Consider the following 16787-nt stretch of genomic DNA (forward strand, 5'->3'; position numbering starts at 1 on the left):
TCGCACTACCTCGGGGTTTCTATGCCGGAGGGTTGATATTCCGGCGATTGAAATTTCAAACCCGAGGTAGTGCGAAGCCCGTCTCAGCGGTTCAGCGCCGCGGCCAACGACTGCACCCGCGGCAGGTCGAAGACCTCCTCGGTATGCGCCACGCGCCCGGTCTCGTCGGCCAGCGGGATGCGCCAGTTCGGGTACTCCCAGCTGGTGCCCGGCTGGTTCTGCGTACGATGCTCGCCCACGCCATCCACCAACGCGGCCTGCACCAGCACGCTCGGCGCATCCCGCAGCATGACATGCATGGCCTCCACCACGCGCTGGATCAGCGCCTCGCGGTCGGCCGTCTCGGCATCGTCGGCGTCCGGCGCACAGGCGGCCTTCAACCCGTCGGCCACCTCCCGCGGCAGATATCCGCGTGAAACCAGCAGCGCCAGCATCTGATCGATTTCGGCCTGCACCTCGGCGCGGAACTGCTCGGCCGGCTCGTTGAGCAGGTCGAGCTCCTCGCGCAGGTCAACATGCTCCAGCTTCAGATAGCCCGCCGTCGGCGGCAGGTCATGCGTGGTCACGGAGGCGAGCGCGTACTTGCGGTAGTCCTCCGGCGGGGCGTACGGATCGCCGGCGTTCGGGGAGTTGTCCACGCGGGAGAACCATTCCACGGCCGTGCCCAGCACGCCGTGTTCGGCCAGCACCTTGGATACGTATTCGGGTACGGTGCCCAAATCCTCGCCGATGACCACACCGTTCGCCCGGGAGGCCTCAATCGACAGGATGGAGAGCATGACCTCGTGGTTGTACGTCACGTAGGCGCCGTCGCGCGCGGTGCAGCCGCGCGGAATCCACCACAGGCGGAACAGGCCGAGCACGTGGTCGATGCGCAGGGCGCCGGCGTGCGCGAACATGTTGTGCACCATCTCACGGTAGACGCGGTAGCCGGTCGACTCCAGATACTGCGGGCTGAACGGCGGCTGCCCCCAGTCCTGGCCGAGCTGGTTGTAGAAGTCCGGCGGGGCGCCGACAGTCACGCCGTCGGCGAACCGTTCGGGGCTCCACCACACGTCGGCGCCGAGGGCGTGCACGCCCACCGCCATGTCCTGCATCAGGCCGAGCGCCATGCCGGCGTCCTTGGCGGCCTGCTGCGCGGCGGCCACCTGCTCGTCGGCAATCCACTGCAGCCAGCGCTGGAATTCGAACATGTCATGGTGGTCACGCACCAGGGCCGCCACGGCCGGCGAGTTCTTGTCGGTGCGGAAGAACCACGAGTTCTCCTCCCACGGCGCGCCCCACACCTCGAACGCCAGGCACCAGGTGGCGAAGGCGTCCAGGTCCGGCCCCGCCGCGCGCTTGAACTCGGCGAAGGCCGCCTCGCGCTCCCCGGAGCGCGGCGCGGAGAAAATCAGCCACAGCGCCTGACGTTTGGCGTCCCACGAGGCGTTGATGTCCATCGGCTCGGCGCTGTCATTGGCGGCGGCCACCGAGGCGTGCAGCGCCTCGACCTGCGCGCGGGCCGCGTCGTCAAGCGCCGCGTATTCGGGGATGTCCTGCGGCCGGATATAGGTGACGTTGAGGAACCGGCGTGACTCCGGCAGGTACGGCGAGGGCTGCAGCGGGGGCACCGGGGCGCCGGCGTGGATCGGGTTGATGAGCATGAAGTCGGCGTGCGACTTCTCACCGGCGTCGGCGGCCAACCGCTTCAGGTCGCCGTAGTCGCCGACACCCCAGGAATCGGCCGACCGCACGGAGTACATCTGCGTCATCCACCCCCAACGCTGCCGCTGACGCACCGCTTCGGGCAGTTCGATGCGGGGCGGGGCGACGATGACCGTGGCGCGACGCTGCACGCCGCCGACCTGCACGTTGAGTGTGTGGTATCCGATCGGTAGGTCGTCCGGCAGCGTGAGTTCCAGCTGTTCGCCGAAGTCGGCGTCCTTGTGCACGCGCAGGTTCGCGCGCAGGTCGCCGGCGTAGGCGGTTCCGTCCTCCAACGCCAGTGTCAGCGCCACCAGCGCGTCCGCCGAGCAGCGCAGCGGCACGTTGTTCGCCCGGCCGGTGATGGCCAGCACGGTCGGGGGCACCAGCTGTTCGCGCTGACGGCATTCGGTTTCCAGCAGCGACTTGCTGATGGCCGCGGGGTTCGAGGCGTCCACGCCCAGCGACGCCAGTACGGCGACGAGCACCTCGTCACGGATTTCGACGTAGGCCCCGAGCTGGTCGATATACGACGTAGAGACGCCGCACGCCTTGGCCAGGCGGATGAGCGGACGCTTGAGGCGCGCCGGGCTTTCCTCCCGTTGGGCGGTCTGCGTCTGATTCTGAGCTTCATTGCTATCAGTCATCGGTTCTCACCTTTTCTGCAGTGATGTGATGATGCGTCGCCAGCGAGGACGGCCTCGTGATGCTAGCGCTTGCATTATAAATCTATCCGCTTAGATTCTAGAGCGTCGCATCGACGAAACGTCAGGGGCAACCGTCACCAATCCCATGTTTTTCGTGTTTTCTCGGAACATCACACCCGCCCGATACGCCTTGCGACCGAAGCCACAACACTCTCGGAGGTACACGCCACAGCCTACCGCATGATGCTAACGTTTGCAAGCGAATGGCTACGCCATGCCGACCAGCCCGAATGCCAGCAGCTGCAGCGGATACAGCACGTAGAACAACCATTTGACCCACGGGGCGGGATATCCCTCCCTCCGCGAGCGCCAGTGCAGCAGCATCACGCCCAGCACCGGCAGGATGAACATGCAGGCGCCGAACGCGCCCGCCGTGAGCATCATCGTGTTCTCGCGCCTGGCCAGCGTGTAGAAGATCACGGCGAACACCAGGGTCATCAGCCCCTCGCCGACCAGACCGAGCCGCAACCCCACATTGAACAGGTACGCCCATAACGTGGCCGCGAGCAGCACCGCAATCCGGATCGCCCATGACGCCACGTCGCGGCGCCCCTGGAACGCGCGGAGCACCATCAGCGCGATCAGTGCGATGCACAGCCCCCACACCGGATTCTGCGAGGTCATATCGAAGAACCGCCCCGACGTCGCCATGTCGTAGGGCACCTCGGACACCGCCGCCAGCACGGCCAGTCTGGCCAGGTACCATCCGGCGGCGTGCGTGCGGCGGAATCCGTTGACCAGCATCCACGCATACAGCGGCACCGCGCACCAGGAGAACGCGTCGGTCACCACCACGCCGGTCAGCGCGCCCATATCCGCCGTGGCCAGGTCGACGACGCCGGGCAGCAGCACCGCGGTGCTGAACGACCCGAGCATGACCAGCAGCAGCGCGACGATCTTCATCGCGAACGTGGTGATGCCTTTGGCGTTGTCCAGCGAGGCATCATGCCCGGCCACAGATTCGTTCATCGTGTTCACATGTCCTTCCGTCAACGTTGTCCGTCAGTCCATCGCGCCCTATGCCGGCATTCCTATTGTGCATCGTCGACGCACCGCTGCCACACCGTAAACGACCGTGCCGGCAGCGTCACCGTGGCCGTCCCGCGGGCGCCGTGCCCGGTTTCGGCACCGGCATCCGGCGGCGTGGCCCGCCCGGCCAGCGCGTCGGTCGAATCGGCGACAACAGCCCATTCGCCGTCCGAGGCGGCCCCGCCCGTCATATCAAGCGCGGACTCCCCGTACCCTGCGTTGGCCGCCATCACCAAATCGCCGACACGGTACGCCACCACATCGTCCGCGGACGGCAGCGGGACGTGCGCGCCCCGGCACAGTTCCGGATGCGACCGCCGCAGCGCGATCAGCGTCCGGTACCAGTCGACCAGCGGCGCCATCCGCACGGCGCGCCGCCAATCCAGCAGGTTGAGCGAGGCCGGCCGGTCGAAGGAGTCGGAGCAGCCGAGCTTCGTGCGGGCGAACTCCTCGCCGGACAGCAGGAACGGCAAGCCGGCCGCGGTCATCACCAGGCCCGCGGCCATGGCGTTGGCCGCCATCATGTCCGCGACGTCACCGTGGCATCCGCCGGTTTCGCCGCCGACCGCATCGTCCGCCGCGCCGCCACCGACAGGACCCGCCGCTTCCCCGGCCACCCCGCCGCACGCGCCGCAAGCCGCGTAATCCGCCTCCGTCGGCCCGCCCGGGCACATCGTGGCGCACAGCTTGTCCCACAGCGTCAGGTCGTCGTGCGCGGAGACGTACTGCACCAGCTGCATCGGGTCCTTCGGCTCGCCCACCGCGCCGTGCCAGGCGTCCACCGCCTTGTGCACGGACGGGGCGAACGCCCGGCCGAGTCCGTTGACGAACCCGGCCTGATCGGAGTACAGCACGTGTCCCTTAATCGAGTCGCGAGTGGCGTCGCAGAACCAGCCGATGCGGCGGCCCAGCCGGGACACGCCGCCCTTGTTCGCCAGGATCGTCCCGGGTTCCACGGCCGAGTCGGTGGCCGACCACGGCTCGCCGTACAGCAGGATCCCCCGCCCGTTCGGCAGCGCGTCGACCGAGGCGCGCACGGCGTTCATGGTCTCCACGTCGATCAGGCCCATCAGGTCGAAGCGGAAGCCGTCGATGTGGTATTCGCGGGCCCAGTACGTCACCGAATCCACGATGTACCGGCCGAACATTGCGTGTTCGCTGGCCGTGTCGCTGCCGCAGCCGGAACCGTTGGCGAGCGCCCCATCGTCCGTGCGGCGGCAGAAGTAGCCGGGCACCATGCGTTCGAACCAGTTGTCGGCGGAGTACATGTGGTTGTAGACCACGTCCATGATGACCTTGAACCCCGCGCGGTGCAGGGCCTGGATCATCGTCTTGCATTCGCGGATCCGCACCTCGCCGTGGTAGGGGTCGGTGCTGTAGGAGCCTTCGGGCACGTTGTAGTTGACCGGGTCGTACCCCCAGTTGAACTGGCCGTCCTCGGGCAGGGTCTCGTCTACGGAGCCGTAGTCGTAGAACGGCAGCAGCTGCACGCAGGTCACACCGAGGCGTTTGAGGTAGTTCAGGCAGGTGGGCGATGCGGGATCGCCCGTGATGTGGGTCCCATCGTGCGTGAAGGCCAGGAACCGCCCGCGATGTTCCGCGGGCACCCCGCAGTCCAGGTCGTTGCTGAAGTCGCCGATATGAGTCTCCCATACGACCAGTTCGCCGTCGGGGATATCGGGGCCGCGGTCCTTGCCCCATCCCTCGGGGTTGGTTTGGGCCAGGTCCACGACCATGCTGCGCGCGCCGTTCACGCCGGCCGCGCGCGCCCAGGGATCGGCGGCGCGGTTCACGGTGCCGTCGGGGAAGGCGACCAGAAAGTCGTAGTAGACGCCCGCCAGCCGCTCCGGGATCTCCGCGTGCCAGGTGCCGCGCGGGCCGGACGCCATCGGACGCTCGGCGATGGTGCGTGCGCCCGACTCGTCGTCGGAACCGGTGGCGAACAGTCGCAGCGTCACGGATTCGGCGGTGGGTGCCCAGACGGTGAACGCCGTGCCGTCGGCGGTGAGGCGTGCGCCCAGTTCGCCGTCGTACGCGGACAACATGGAGATCGGATTGACCGTGGAACGTTGGTAATCACGGGGTTGCGTCATCGGAACTCCTTGCATGACAACGATGGTACAGGTCCGGGGCAACGGCCGTTGCCCCGGGTCCTCCGCGGCGGGCGGGAGCGGGTTCCCGCCTCCGCCCGCCTGGCGGATGTGTGATCGGATGTGCCGGCTCAGCCCTTGACGGCGCCGGACATGGCCTCCTGGTAGTAGCGCTGCATGACGATCGTCAGGATGGCGATCGGGATGGCGATGATCACGGCGGCGGCCGCGAATCGCGCGAACCAGGAGTTGAGGTACTCACGGCTGAGCATCTGGTACAGGCCCAGCGCCACCGTGTAGTTGTCCTGCGTGCGGCAGATGGCCTTGGCCATCACGAAGTCGAGCCAGGGGCCGAGGAACGCGGTCAGGGCCTGGTAGACGAGCATCGGCTTGCACACCGGCAGGATGATGAGGCGGAAGGTCTGCCAGCGGGTGCAGCCGTCGAGCGCGGCGGCCTCGTCCAGGGACATCGGGATGGTGTCCATGTAGCCCTTCATCACGTAGAAGCCCGCGCCAGCGCCGGCGGAGTAGACCAGGATCAGCGCGACGGTGACGCCGATGCCTTGGGTCAGGCCCAGCGACTTCAGGATGAAGTAGATCACGACCACGGACATGATGTTCGGGAACATGCCGAGCACCAGCACCACGTTCATGAAGGACTTGCGGAAGCGGAAGCGCAGACGGCTCATCGAGAACGCCACGCACAGCACAAAGAACACGTTGATCAGGCACGAGATCACCGCAATGATGAACGTGTGCATGAACATCTTCGGGAAGTTCAGGATGTGCGTGTCGGTGAACAGCTGGATGTAGTTGTCCAGCGTGTACTCCTCCGGGAAGAACGACGGGTTGTACGGTCCCGGGTTCGCATTGAAGCTCTCCATGACCACCCACGCGATCGGGATGATCCAGATGACGGCGAGCACCACGAGCAGCAGGTGGCTCAGCACATCGCCCACGATGCGCCGCTTGCGCTGGTCGTGCAGGAACGGATTGCTTTCGGCCTTGACAGTGGCCGACTGGGTTGCTTGGCTCACCGGAAGCCTCCTTCGTTCTTATAGGATCCGCTGCTGCGGTAGGTGATCAGCGAGACGATCGCCAGCACCACGAATGTGAAGATGCCGATGACGCCGCCGAGGTTGTAGTCGCCGCGATCCACCGTGAGCTTGTACAGCCAGGTGATGAGCAGGTCGGTGGAGCCGGCGGTGTCGCCGACGGCGGTCGGGTTGCCTCCGGACAGCAGGTAGATGACGTTGAAGTTGTTCACGTTGCCTGTGAACGTGGTGATCAGGTACGGGGTGAGCACGAACACCAGATACGGCATCGTGATGCGGGTGAACGTCTGCCACCAGTTGGCGCCGTCGATCCTGGCGGCCTCATACTGGTCGGCGGGGATGTTCTGCAGGATGCCGGTGATCTGCATGATCGTGAACGGGATGCCGATCCACAGGTTCACGACGATCACGGTCACGCGGGCCCAGGTCGGATCGGTGAAGAACGGCAGCGGTTCGGTGATCCAGCCCCAGGATTCGAGCGTGCTGTTGATGGCGCCCTCCGGCTGGAGCATCTGGTTGATGGCCAGCAGGGAGACGAACTGCGGCACGGCCATCGACAGGGAGAAGATCGACCGCCACATGCCCTTGAAGCGCGTGGTCTTGCGGTTGATGATCATCGCCAGGAACAGGCCGAAGAAGAAGTTCAGGAACGTGGCGAAGATGGCCCAGATCAGCGTCCAGCCGAGCACACGCACGAACTGGTTGGCGGTCACCGCGCCGGTTTCGGCGAACAGCGAACCGAAGTTCTTGAAGCCCACCCAGTCGAACAGCAGCACGTGGTCGGAGTCGTAGCTGGTGAACGCGATGCAGATCATGATGAGTGTCGGCAGCACGGTGAACACCAGGATGCCCACCACCGGCAGGAACATCATCGAGACCTGCGCGTTGCGGTCGGTCAGGTTGCGCCAGTCGTCCAGCAGCGTGGGCACGGCGCCGGTCTCGCGCTGGAGCACCTGCGCCTTGTGGGCGCTGCGCACCGCGTACGACCAGAACACCACGAACAGGACGGTGATGAACACCGTGGCCACGCCGGCGGTCAGCAGCAGCACGGAGTTGTCGCCGGCGTCGTAGTACCAGTAGCCGTCGATCTTCTGGCGGGTCTGGGTGCGCGACCCCAATGAGACGAGCGTGCCGAGGCTGCCGACGCCCACCGTCGCCATGTAGACGATGTAGGCGATCTCGACGGCCAGGAACAGCAGGCCCTTGACAATCTGCTTGCGGGCCAGGTTGCCCGCGCCCAAGATCAGGAACGACAGGCGCGTCAGGGCGTCGCCGTCCTTGGCGGCCGCGCGCAGCGTGTAGCGCGACGGCGGGATATAGTCTGTCTTGCGGCGGATCAGGCCACGCTTGGCGGGGCGTGGCGAAACGGTTGCTTCCATGTTCAAACCCTTCCTTGCGTCACATCAGGCTCTCGTAGGACGCCATCCACCGCTCGGTCTGCTCGGCCGCGTTGTCCAGCGTGACCTCGCCGTTGTAGATGGCCTTGCCGAAGTTCTCACAGGGGACCCAGAAGTTGTTCATCTCCGAGATGGACGGCTGGACCACCGACGTGTTGGCGATCGTATCGATCTGCGCCTGGGCCACGGCGTCGGCCTCGACCTCGGGGGTCGCGGCAACCTTGACGTCCGAGGGGATGACCGAGCGCATCGTGTAGTGCTTCTCCTGCGAGTAGGTGCCGGACAGGAACGCGGCGAACTGGTCAGCGGCCTTCGGGTGCTTGCTGTACGGATTCCACGCGTACACGGTGGATCCGGCGAACGCCTTCATCTGCACCTGCTGGCCGTTCAGGGTGAAGCAGGGCAGCTGCGCCACACCCCAGTCGTCGCCGAGGTTCGCGCGCACGGTGGCGGCGTCCCAATTGCCGGTGAAGACCACATCCACCGAACCATCCTTCAATCCCGCCAGACCGGAACCGTTCTGGTCCAGCACGAAGTTCGGGTTGTTGCGGAAGTTGACCAGATACTCGGTCACGGCCGCGCCGATCTCGCCGCCGAACTGCACGCCGGCCGCGCCGTCGGTGCCGTCGGGGCCGAACAGCTCGCCGCCGGCGCCCATGTAGAACGCCGGCACGTACCACGAGTTGGTCAGTGGGAAGGAGACCTTGCCCTTGGCCAGCATGGCGTCCAGCGACGTGATGTCCTCTTCGGTGAACTTGCTCTTGCGGTAGTACATGAACCAGGTGTTGCCGGCCAACGGCACGCCGTAGACGTTGCCGTCCTCGCCGCGCACCGTGTCCAGCATGGTCTCGCTGCCTTCGGTCTGCTCCTCCAGCTGCGCCATCGTCGGATCGCTGACCTGGCCGATCGCGCCGGCGTCCAGCAGGGTGCCCAGCTGGTCGGAGGCGAACGAGTAGACGTCGGCCGCCACGGTCGGGTCCTGCTTAGCCACGCCCGCGGCGTCGGCGGAGGCGACGACCTGGTTCTTCCAGGTGATGTTGTATTCGGGGTGTTCCTCCTGGAATGCCTTCTCCATTTCCTGGAGCCAGGAGTCCTCGTTGGCCTGGTCCTCCTGGGATGCCCAGACGACCAGGGTGATGTTCTCGGCGTCTCCGTTGGCGGATGCGCCCGTGCCGCAGGCGGAGAGCCCTCCTGCGAACAGCGCACATGCCGCCAAGGCCGCCAAGGCCTTGTTCCATCGCGCAATCATCGTTGATTTATTCCTTTCTTCGGGTTCTGACTGCGGTATCCGAACCCGCAACGCATCGAATACCCCCCCCCCGGGCACGTCGGTCGTTTCGACGTCAATACTGGATGACAACGATTGCACGGCATACTCGGAAACGCGGGGCAACACGACGTGTTGCTGCCTGACAGTATACACCATATTGCAAACGTTCGCAACCGGATGTTCCCATCAGGATTACACCAATAATTCCAGCCATTACGGCACGTCTCTCCCGAGATTGGCCCTACACTGTTGTAAACGTTCGCATATCCGATGCCCCTACGGCGTCGATACCGCATATGCCGACACCCCCGGCGAGGGACGGGGCCCACGACCGGCACCCCACCGACGCCGACCGACGGAAAGGATCCATGATGTCCAGCACCCTCCCACGCCCCCAGTGGCTCGCCGACGCGCGATTCTACGAGATCTACCCGCAGAGCTTCGCCGATTCGAACGGCGACGGCATCGGCGACATCCCCGGCATCCTCTCCCGGCTCGACTACATCCGCGACCTCGGATGCAACGCCCTGTGGATCAACCCCTGCTTCGACTCACCGTTCAAGGACGCGGGCTACGACGTGCGCGACTACCTCAAGGTCGCCCCACGCTACGGCACCAACGACGACCTCGTCGCCCTGTTCGACGCGGCCCATCGACGCGGCATGCACGTGCTGCTCGACCTGGTCCCCGGCCACACCAGCGAGGAGCACCCCTGGTTCCGGATCAGCAGCCGGGCGGAACGCAACCAGTACTCCGACCGCTACATCTGGACCGACTCGTGGATGTCGGGCGCGGACGGGCTGCCGTTCGTCGGCGGGGAGGCGCCGCGCAACGGCACCTACGTGCTGAACTTCTTCAAATGCCAGCCCGCGCTCAACTACGGCTTCGCACACCCCGAACGCCCCTGGCAGATGGACGTGGACTCCCCTGCCGCAGAGGACACCCGCCAGGCCATGGTCGACGTCATGCGCTTCTGGCTCGGCCAGGGCTGCGACGGCTTCCGCGTGGACATGGCCAATTCGCTGGTCAAGAACGACGACGCCGGCAAAACCGCCACCATCGCCGCCTGGCGTCAGATGCTCGGCACCGTCAAGAACGAGTATCCCGAAGCCGCGTTCGTCTCCGAATGGGGCGTGCCGGAGCAGGCGCTGCGGGCCGGATTCGACATGGACTTCTACCTGGACTGGAGCTGGGACCGCAACGGGTATTACCTGCTCTGCCGCAACACCCCCGACCCGCTGGACCGGGAGCGGGACCACAGCTACTTCTCCGCGCACGGCGGCGGCAGCGTCCACGGATTCCTCGACCAGTACCTGCCGCAGTACGAAGCCACCAAGGACGAAGGCCACTTCTGCCTGATCACCTGCAACCACGACACGGCCCGGCTGTCGCCGCGGCTGACGCCGGAAGAGCTCGCCGTCGCCTACGGCATGATCCTGACGATGCCCGGCGTGCCGTTCCTGTACTACGGCGACGAGATCGGCATGCGGTACCGCAACCTGCCCACCAAGGAGGGCGGCTATGTCCGCACCGGCACCCGCACCCCGATGCAGTGGGACGCGAGCCCCAACCTCGGTTTCTCCACGGCCGATGCCGACGACCTGTACCTGCCGGTCGACCCGGCTCCCGACGCGCCGACCGTCGAGGCCCAGCGGGCGGACGACGGATCGCTGTACCACTGGGTCCGCACCGTGCTGGCGCTGCGCGAGCGGCATGCCGCGCTGCAGGCCGACGCCGCCTTCGACGTCATCGCGGCGCCGGAGCACGGACGCCTCTTCGCCTACGCGCGCACCTCCCGCGACGGCTCGGATCGACTCGTCATCGCGTTGAACCCCGGACTGGAAACCGAGTCGTTCGCGCTGCCGGATACGGCGACGTCGCACGGCACCCCTACGATGGAACTCAGTCGGGGCAATGTGGCGGCCGACGGCACCACGGTGACGCTTGGCCCGCAGAGTTTCGTGGTGTTTTCCTTCTGACAAGGGGTGATTCCGATGGGTTCGGGCATGCAACGGTTCCGTACGGTTGTCGCGGAGCAGGATTCAGGCGATCGCCGGTACGATACCGTGCTGTTCGACCTGTACGGCACGCTGGTGGACATCCGTACCGACGAGGATGACCCGGAGGCATGGGAGACGTTGCGGGATTTCCTCGACGAGGCCGGCGCGCATTACGACAGCGCCGACCAGTTGCGTGACCGGTTCATGGGCGCGAGGGCGCTGTCATCGGCGGTGCCGGTCGGGCACGATCCGGCGTTCTATGAGCCGGACCTGCTGCCGACCTACCGTGCGATGTTCTCGCTGCGCGGCATGCGCGTCGGGGAACGGCTGAGCCGCAAGGCGGCATGGGTGTTCCGTCAGGCCTCGACGCGCCTGATCTGGCTGTATCCGGGCGCCCTCGACATGCTCAAGCTGCTGAAGGGCCGCGGGTTGCGCGTCGTCCTGCTGTCCAACGCCCAATCCTGCTACACCCGCCCCGAACTGACCATGCTGGGGTTGGATGACGTCTTCGACGACATCCTCATCTCCAGCGAGGAGCATGTCCGGAAACCCGGCAAGGAGTTCTTCGCCCGCGCATTGGACCGCGCCGGAACCACCGCCGACCGGACCGTCATGGTGGGCAACGACGAGGACAACGACATCCTGGGCGCCCGACATGCCGGCATCGATGGCGTCTATCTGCGCACCGGCATCTCCCCGTATTCGGATCCGATGGAGTCGGCGGCCGCCGTACTGTCACTGAAGGGCGCCGACTACGAGGGGCTGGCCAACTTCCTGCTGGCCTGACCGGCTGACCAGCCGGCTCAGCCCTCATACAGGCGGTCGGTGCCGCGCAGCACCAGATGCGGCTGCACGATCTCATGCGGGGTGTCCAACGGCTCCTCCCGGATGAGCGCCAGCGCCTTCTGCGCCGCCCTGATACCCATATCGCGCGGATTCTGACGCATGGTGGTCAGGTTCACCGTGTCGGCGTACGGGCTGTCATCGAACCCGATGATCGAATAATCCCGCGGCGTATGGTGCCCGTACCGCACCAGCCGCAACACCAGCGGGATCGCCATCATATCCATCTGGCAGCAGATCGCATCGGGGAAATCATCCAACGCCAGCAGCGAGGACAGCGTGGACTCCACGAATTCGGTACCGCGGGGCACGGTGATCACCTCCCAGTCCAGCTCGCGGGTCTCCTCCGCGGCCTTGCAGGCGCGGATGAACCCGCGCGCACGGGCGTCGATGCTGGAATGCATGGTCTCCACAGGAGCCGAGCAGGTATAGACGATATGCTTATGCCCCAGATTGATCAGATGCTGCGCCGCCGTGAACATCCCGTTCTCGTCGTCGATGCTGATCGACGCGTCGAAGCCCTCCGTGGTCGGGGTGTTGATGCCGATGATCGGCACATGGGTGCGCTTGAGCTGCCCGATCTCCTCGGCGTCCACGGCGAACGAGGCCACGAACACCGCATCGACGTTGCGGCGCACCGGCAGCGTGGTGAAGAAGTCCCGACGGTTCTCCGCGGTGTCGATGTGCTGGTAGAGCGAGATGTCATACCCGGCATCGTGCATCACCGACTCCACCCCGGCGAATACCTGGGTGTTGAACCAGCTGGTGATGTCCTCGTTCATCAGCAGCGCCACACGGTACGTCTGGCCCGATTTCAGCGCCGTGGCCGAACGGGAGATATTGAAGTCCAGACGGTCGGCGGTTTCCAGCACCTTGCTGCGCGTCTTCTCGGAGACCAGGTCGGGACGGGTGAAGGCACGGGACACCGTCGAGATCGACACGCCGGCGGCTTCCGCCACATCACGAATACCCGCCTTGTCCATGGACCACGCCTCCCCGCATGCAAGAACGCGCTTATCACTGCACGCCACACTCGAATGACAACCGTTTCAAGAATACTGCACACGTTGTCAATTCGCGAGTAGCGTGATTCACACGTTCCACTGCTCGATGACGTTGTCTCCCTTGTACTGGCTCAGCACCGAATACCGCGCCGTGTCCAGACGCAGCAGCTTGGCCGTCAGCGGATCCATGCCCAGCCATTGGGTGGTCAGGATGCGCAGCACATGAGCATGAGCCACCAGCAGCACGTCATGGCCTTCCTCGATCAACGGCAGCACCTCGCGGATGGCCACCGTGGTGCGTGCGGCCACCTCATCCAGTGTCTCGCCGCGGCCGTTGCGCACCGTCACCTGCGTGCCGCCCGGCAACGTCTCCACACGTTCGCCGTCCATAGTCGCCGGCAGCGATTCCGTTCCATCGCGCCACAGATCCCAGGGCCGCCCCAGCAGCTGCGACACGGTGCCGCGGGTGCGTCCCTCGGCGCGGCCGTAATCCCACTCCGCGATATACGGCAGCACGTTATGCGTGCCATACCCGGCCAGCGCCGCGGTCTGCCGCGCCCGCCGCAGGGGGCTGGCGAACACGCATCCCTGGGCGAATCCATCGGGGAACGACTCCCTCAGCCGCACCCCGGCCTCAATCGCCTGATGTTCGCCGGTGGGGGTGAGCGGGATATCCGTTCGTCCGGTGTGCTGTCCGGAAACGCTCCATGCGGTCTGCCCATGCCGCAACAGCACCAGGCGACCGGGCTTGGGGGCATCGTTGCCGCCAACAATCGTGTCAGTCATACCTCATACTGTACTCGCACGCCCACGTTCACGCGGCAATCGACATCCGGTCGGGTACGGGCGGAGGCGGCCACGTCTATGATGGAGACCATGACCGACGAGTATGTGGACTATATGGCAGACTCCGGTTCCTCAGCAGACCAGATCGTCGCTGGGTTCCACGCCATTGATGAAAGGGTGAACGCCATGCGCGAACAACGGCTCAACGACCCGGATTCCCTGGGCGACAAACTCATCAAATACTTCATCCCGACGCTGGCCGGTCTGGTTGCCGGCAAACTGTTCCAGGCATTGTGGAACCGCGGTACGTCGCGCACCGCCAAGGCGGCTGCCGGCGAGAACGCGCAGCAGGGACTGCTGATGAGCGTGCTGTTCGCGGGCGCGTCGGCGGCGTTCGGCGCCATCCTGACCACACTCGCCGATCGCGGTTCCAAGGCGTTCGTCAATCGCAGACACCGTCGGCACGGCTGAGCCGGCCGGCACGGGGCACAGGGCACAAGCACACCGACACCGTCATCGGCGCCGCGGCTTATACCCTTTCTTCCGTGAATGCGGACGAATCTGCTGGTTCAACGGCACATATCGATATGAGCTATCGGGGTCGCGGCTCGTCAGGTGCCATGTTCCGCATAATTCACACCGGTACACCCATAACTCGATGCCCCGTTCCCTGAAGCTCTCGTCGGCGGCACGTTGCGCCTGCGCCTTGTCGTGATACATGATCTTGTTCGACGACGCACAGCGCTTCGGTGTGAAATAATGCATGCTCACATCATATGGCCCCGCCTCCCCACGCCATGCGCGGTCAATCCCGGCGCACGGCGACACAGCAGGCGCTACGGCAGATCGTTACCGGCGGCGAGATACAGGTCGTACCATTCCTGGCGGTCCAGCGTGATATCCACACCCTGGATCATCTGCGTGAGCCGTTCGGGGTTCATCGAACCCAACAGCACCTGCATCTTGGCGGGGTGCCGCAGAATCCAGGCCGTGGCAATGGCGTTTTTGGTCACACCATACTTCTCCGCGATGCGTTGCAGATGGTCGTTGAGTTCGGGGAATTTGGGGTTGTCGATGAACGTGCCTTCAAAGAACCCGTACTGGAAGGGGCTCCACGCCTGGATGGTCATATGCTTGAGCCTAGTGTACGCCAGTGTGCCGCCGTCATGGTCGATGCTGGCGGCATCGTTCATATTGACGTGGAATTCCTGACGGATCATGTCCGCGTGGCCCAAGCCGAACTGCAGTTGGTTCACGTGTAGCTTCTGGCTGATAGCGCTCTGCAGCAGCTCGATCTGCATCGGGTTGACGTTGCTGACGCCGAAATAACGCACCTTGCCCTGTTGCTGCAGGAGATTGAACGCCTCGGCCAATTCATCGAGCTCCACCAGGGTGTCGGGCCTATGCAGCAGCAACAGGTCCACGTAATCGGTGCCCAGACGGGTGAGCTCCTGAGCAACGGAGTCCAGGATATGACGCTTGGAGAAGTCGTAGCGCTGTCCGCTGATGATACCGACCTTGGTCTGCAGGTATACGGTGCCACGGCTGACGCCCAGATCGTCCAGCGCTTGGTTGAGCGCGAGCGAGCTCCGTCCGTCGCCGTATACGTCGGCGGTATCGAAGAAATTGACACCCCGGTCGATCACCGTGCCGACGATTCGTGAGGCCTCCTGGCGGCTCTTGCCGTTCAACCGCATCACACCGAGGGCCACCCGCGAGGCTTTGACGCCGGTGGTGCCTATCGTGCTGTATTGCATATCCATTCCCTTCGTTGGGTGTGTCCGATGTCGTACATCGTAACGACGCTGATGGATATGTCCCCCGTTGAGGTCCTGTCCGTTGTTTTCAGAGTTTGTTTTCTGGTGGGTTGTGGTATCCGACTGGCTTTCGGGGTTGTGCGGCCTGGTCGGGCGCCTGGGGTTGGTGTGTGCGCGGGAAACGGGGATTCCGCGCGGGTCCACAGGCGTCTTGTGTGTGGGTGGGTTTTTGTGGGTGTGGGTGTAATAAGGAACCCCCGGGAGCGTGGTGCTCGACCGGGGGTCCTTGTGACGGTGAATGCGGCGGCGTGCTACTCTCCCACATCCTCTCGGGTGCAGTACCATCGCCGTGCCAGGCCTTAGCTTCCGGGTTCGGAATGGGGTCCGGGCGTCTCACCTGGGCCATGGCCGCCGCAAATCTTCAATTCTTCTTCCCACCGCTCGGGTGGGGGATGGTCCCGGGTGGCGGTCCGGGAACCGGAGGATGGACGCGATGTTTCGTTGTTCCGTGTCTTGTGACCGTGCTCCCTGTCGTCCGGGAAAGCGGCCGTCGCGGAAGACGCGCAGTAGATTGCCCCTCGTCCGTTAGTACCGGTCAGCTCCACCCCTCGCGGGGCTTCCACGTCCGGCCTATCAACCACGTGTTCTGCATGGGGACTACAGGATCCGAGGATCCATGGAACCCTTATCTTGGAGCAGGCTTCCCGCTTAGATGCTTTCAGCGGTTATCCCTTCCGAACGTAGCCAACCAGCCGCGCCACTGGCGTGACGACTGGCATACCAGAGGTTCGTCCACCCAGGTCCTCTCGTACTATGGGCAGGCCTCCTCAAGGTTCCGACGAGCGCAGAGGATAGAGACCAAACTGTCTCACGACGTTCTGAACCCAGCTCGCGTGCCGCTTTAATCGGCGAACAGCCGAACCCTTGGGACCTGCTCCAGCCCCAGGATGCGACGAGCCGACATCGAGGTGCCAAACCATCCCGTCGATATGGACTCTTGGGAATGATCAGCCTGTTATCCCCGGGGTACCTTTTATCCGTTGAGCGATGCCGCGTCCGTACGCCGGCACCGGATCACTATCTCCGACTTTCGTCCCTGCTCGACCCGTCGGTCTCGCAGTCAAGCCCGCTTGTGCGATTGCACTCGACACCCGATTGCCAAC

The 16787-nt window shown here is 65.0% G+C and carries 13 protein-coding genes and 2 rRNA genes; 3 read left to right on the forward strand and 12 right to left on the reverse strand.

Features of this window, described 5'->3' with window-relative positions:
- Nucleotides 1-83: 83 nt before the first annotated feature.
- The 6 genes from malQ to BIGA_RS07375 form a co-directional block, all read right to left on the reverse strand.
- Nucleotides 84-2333 carry a 4-alpha-glucanotransferase gene (malQ, locus tag BIGA_RS07350; protein WP_033507014.1) on the reverse strand — a complete coding sequence of 750 codons (2250 nt, stop codon included), beginning with the start codon at nucleotides 2331-2333 and terminating at the stop codon, nucleotides 84-86.
- A gap of 267 nt (nucleotides 2334-2600) precedes the next feature.
- On the reverse strand, nucleotides 2601-3362 hold the full coding sequence (locus BIGA_RS07355) for a TraX family protein (RefSeq protein WP_152596004.1): 762 nt from the start codon (nucleotides 3360-3362) through the stop codon (nucleotides 2601-2603).
- A gap of 62 nt (nucleotides 3363-3424) precedes the next feature.
- Complete coding sequence (locus BIGA_RS07360; protein ID WP_237744083.1) at nucleotides 3425-5515, reverse strand: alpha-amylase family glycosyl hydrolase; 2091 nt, start codon at nucleotides 5513-5515, stop codon at nucleotides 3425-3427.
- Nucleotides 5516-5643: 128 nt separating this feature from the next.
- On the reverse strand, nucleotides 5644-6549 hold the full coding sequence (locus BIGA_RS07365) for a sugar ABC transporter permease (RefSeq protein WP_033507012.1): 906 nt from the start codon (nucleotides 6547-6549) through the stop codon (nucleotides 5644-5646).
- Complete coding sequence (locus BIGA_RS07370; protein ID WP_033507010.1) at nucleotides 6546-7946, reverse strand: carbohydrate ABC transporter permease; 1401 nt, start codon at nucleotides 7944-7946, stop codon at nucleotides 6546-6548. The genes BIGA_RS07365 and BIGA_RS07370 overlap by 4 nt, the downstream gene beginning before the upstream one ends.
- Nucleotides 7947-7965: 19 nt before the next feature.
- Nucleotides 7966-9213 carry an extracellular solute-binding protein gene (locus BIGA_RS07375; RefSeq protein WP_033507008.1) on the reverse strand — a complete coding sequence of 416 codons (1248 nt, stop codon included), beginning with the start codon at nucleotides 9211-9213 and terminating at the stop codon, nucleotides 7966-7968.
- Between the two features lie 392 nt (nucleotides 9214-9605).
- Between BIGA_RS07375 and BIGA_RS07380 the strand changes: the two genes are divergently transcribed.
- A complete protein-coding gene (locus tag BIGA_RS07380) occupies nucleotides 9606-11213 on the forward strand; it encodes an alpha-amylase family glycosyl hydrolase (protein ID WP_033507006.1) in 1608 nt (535 codons plus the stop codon).
- 15 nt (nucleotides 11214-11228) lie between these two features.
- On the forward strand, nucleotides 11229-12020 hold the full coding sequence (locus BIGA_RS07385) for an HAD family hydrolase (RefSeq protein WP_081929562.1): 792 nt from the start codon (nucleotides 11229-11231) through the stop codon (nucleotides 12018-12020).
- Nucleotides 12021-12037: 17 nt separating this feature from the next.
- On the opposite strand, the gene BIGA_RS07390 is transcribed toward BIGA_RS07385, so the two are convergent.
- Both BIGA_RS07390 and BIGA_RS07395 read right to left on the reverse strand, forming a co-directional pair.
- Nucleotides 12038-13060 (reverse strand): LacI family DNA-binding transcriptional regulator, encoded by a 1023-nt coding sequence (locus BIGA_RS07390; RefSeq protein WP_033507004.1) that lies wholly within the window; start codon nucleotides 13058-13060, stop codon nucleotides 12038-12040.
- A 108-nt stretch (nucleotides 13061-13168) separates the two neighbouring features.
- Entirely contained in the window at nucleotides 13169-13867 is a 699-nt protein-coding gene (locus tag BIGA_RS07395; protein ID WP_033507003.1) for a histidine phosphatase family protein, read from the reverse strand.
- Between the two features lie 90 nt (nucleotides 13868-13957).
- Here BIGA_RS07395 and BIGA_RS07400 point away from each other — a divergent pair, with 90 nt between their 5' ends.
- Nucleotides 13958-14338, forward strand: coding sequence for a DUF4235 domain-containing protein (locus BIGA_RS07400; RefSeq protein ID WP_033507001.1), 381 nt, complete (start codon nucleotides 13958-13960; stop codon nucleotides 14336-14338).
- A 42-nt stretch (nucleotides 14339-14380) separates the two neighbouring features.
- Here the strand turns inward: BIGA_RS07400 and BIGA_RS09345 are convergent, their stop codons facing one another.
- From BIGA_RS09345 to BIGA_RS07415, 4 genes are all read right to left on the reverse strand, one after another.
- Complete coding sequence (locus BIGA_RS09345; RefSeq protein ID WP_081883228.1) at nucleotides 14381-14632, reverse strand: hypothetical protein; 252 nt, start codon at nucleotides 14630-14632, stop codon at nucleotides 14381-14383.
- Between the two features lie 71 nt (nucleotides 14633-14703).
- Nucleotides 14704-15624, reverse strand: a complete 921-nt coding sequence (locus tag BIGA_RS07405) for an aldo/keto reductase (protein ID WP_033507093.1) — start codon at nucleotides 15622-15624, stop codon at nucleotides 14704-14706.
- Nucleotides 15625-15922: 298 nt separating this feature from the next.
- Nucleotides 15923-16040 (reverse strand): 5S ribosomal RNA (gene rrf, locus BIGA_RS07410).
- 149 nt (nucleotides 16041-16189) lie between these two features.
- Nucleotides 16190-16787 (reverse strand): 23S ribosomal RNA (locus tag BIGA_RS07415); the annotation flags it as partial.

Source organism: Bifidobacterium pullorum subsp. gallinarum (assembly GCF_000741215.1).
Classification (GTDB): domain Bacteria; phylum Actinomycetota; class Actinomycetes; order Actinomycetales; family Bifidobacteriaceae; genus Bifidobacterium; species Bifidobacterium pullorum_B.

What these genes read in the sequence shown, in the direction of transcription:
- malQ (WP_033507014.1), bottom strand. Translation starts at nt 2,333, where the DNA reads ATGACTGATAGCAATGAAGCTCAGAATCAGACGCAGACCGCCCAACGG.
- BIGA_RS07355 (WP_152596004.1), bottom strand. Translation starts at nt 3,362, where the DNA reads ATGAACGAATCTGTGGCCGGGCATGATGCCTCGCTGGACAACGCCAAA.
- BIGA_RS07360 (WP_237744083.1), bottom strand. Translation starts at nt 5,515, where the DNA reads ATGACGCAACCCCGTGATTACCAACGTTCCACGGTCAATCCGATCTCC.
- BIGA_RS07370 (WP_033507010.1), bottom strand. Translation starts at nt 7,946, where the DNA reads ATGGAAGCAACCGTTTCGCCACGCCCCGCCAAGCGTGGCCTGATCCGC.
- BIGA_RS07375 (WP_033507008.1), bottom strand. Translation starts at nt 9,213, where the DNA reads ATGATTGCGCGATGGAACAAGGCCTTGGCGGCCTTGGCGGCATGTGCG.
- BIGA_RS07380 (WP_033507006.1), top strand. Translation starts at nt 9,606, where the DNA reads ATGTCCAGCACCCTCCCACGCCCCCAGTGGCTCGCCGACGCGCGATTC.
- BIGA_RS07385 (WP_081929562.1), top strand. Translation starts at nt 11,229, where the DNA reads ATGGGTTCGGGCATGCAACGGTTCCGTACGGTTGTCGCGGAGCAGGAT.
- BIGA_RS07390 (WP_033507004.1), bottom strand. Translation starts at nt 13,060, where the DNA reads ATGGACAAGGCGGGTATTCGTGATGTGGCGGAAGCCGCCGGCGTGTCG.
- BIGA_RS07395 (WP_033507003.1), bottom strand. Translation starts at nt 13,867, where the DNA reads ATGACTGACACGATTGTTGGCGGCAACGATGCCCCCAAGCCCGGTCGC.
- BIGA_RS07400 (WP_033507001.1), top strand. Translation starts at nt 13,958, where the DNA reads ATGACCGACGAGTATGTGGACTATATGGCAGACTCCGGTTCCTCAGCA.
- BIGA_RS09345 (WP_081883228.1), bottom strand. Translation starts at nt 14,632, where the DNA reads ATGCATTATTTCACACCGAAGCGCTGTGCGTCGTCGAACAAGATCATG.
- BIGA_RS07405 (WP_033507093.1), bottom strand. Translation starts at nt 15,624, where the DNA reads ATGCAATACAGCACGATAGGCACCACCGGCGTCAAAGCCTCGCGGGTG.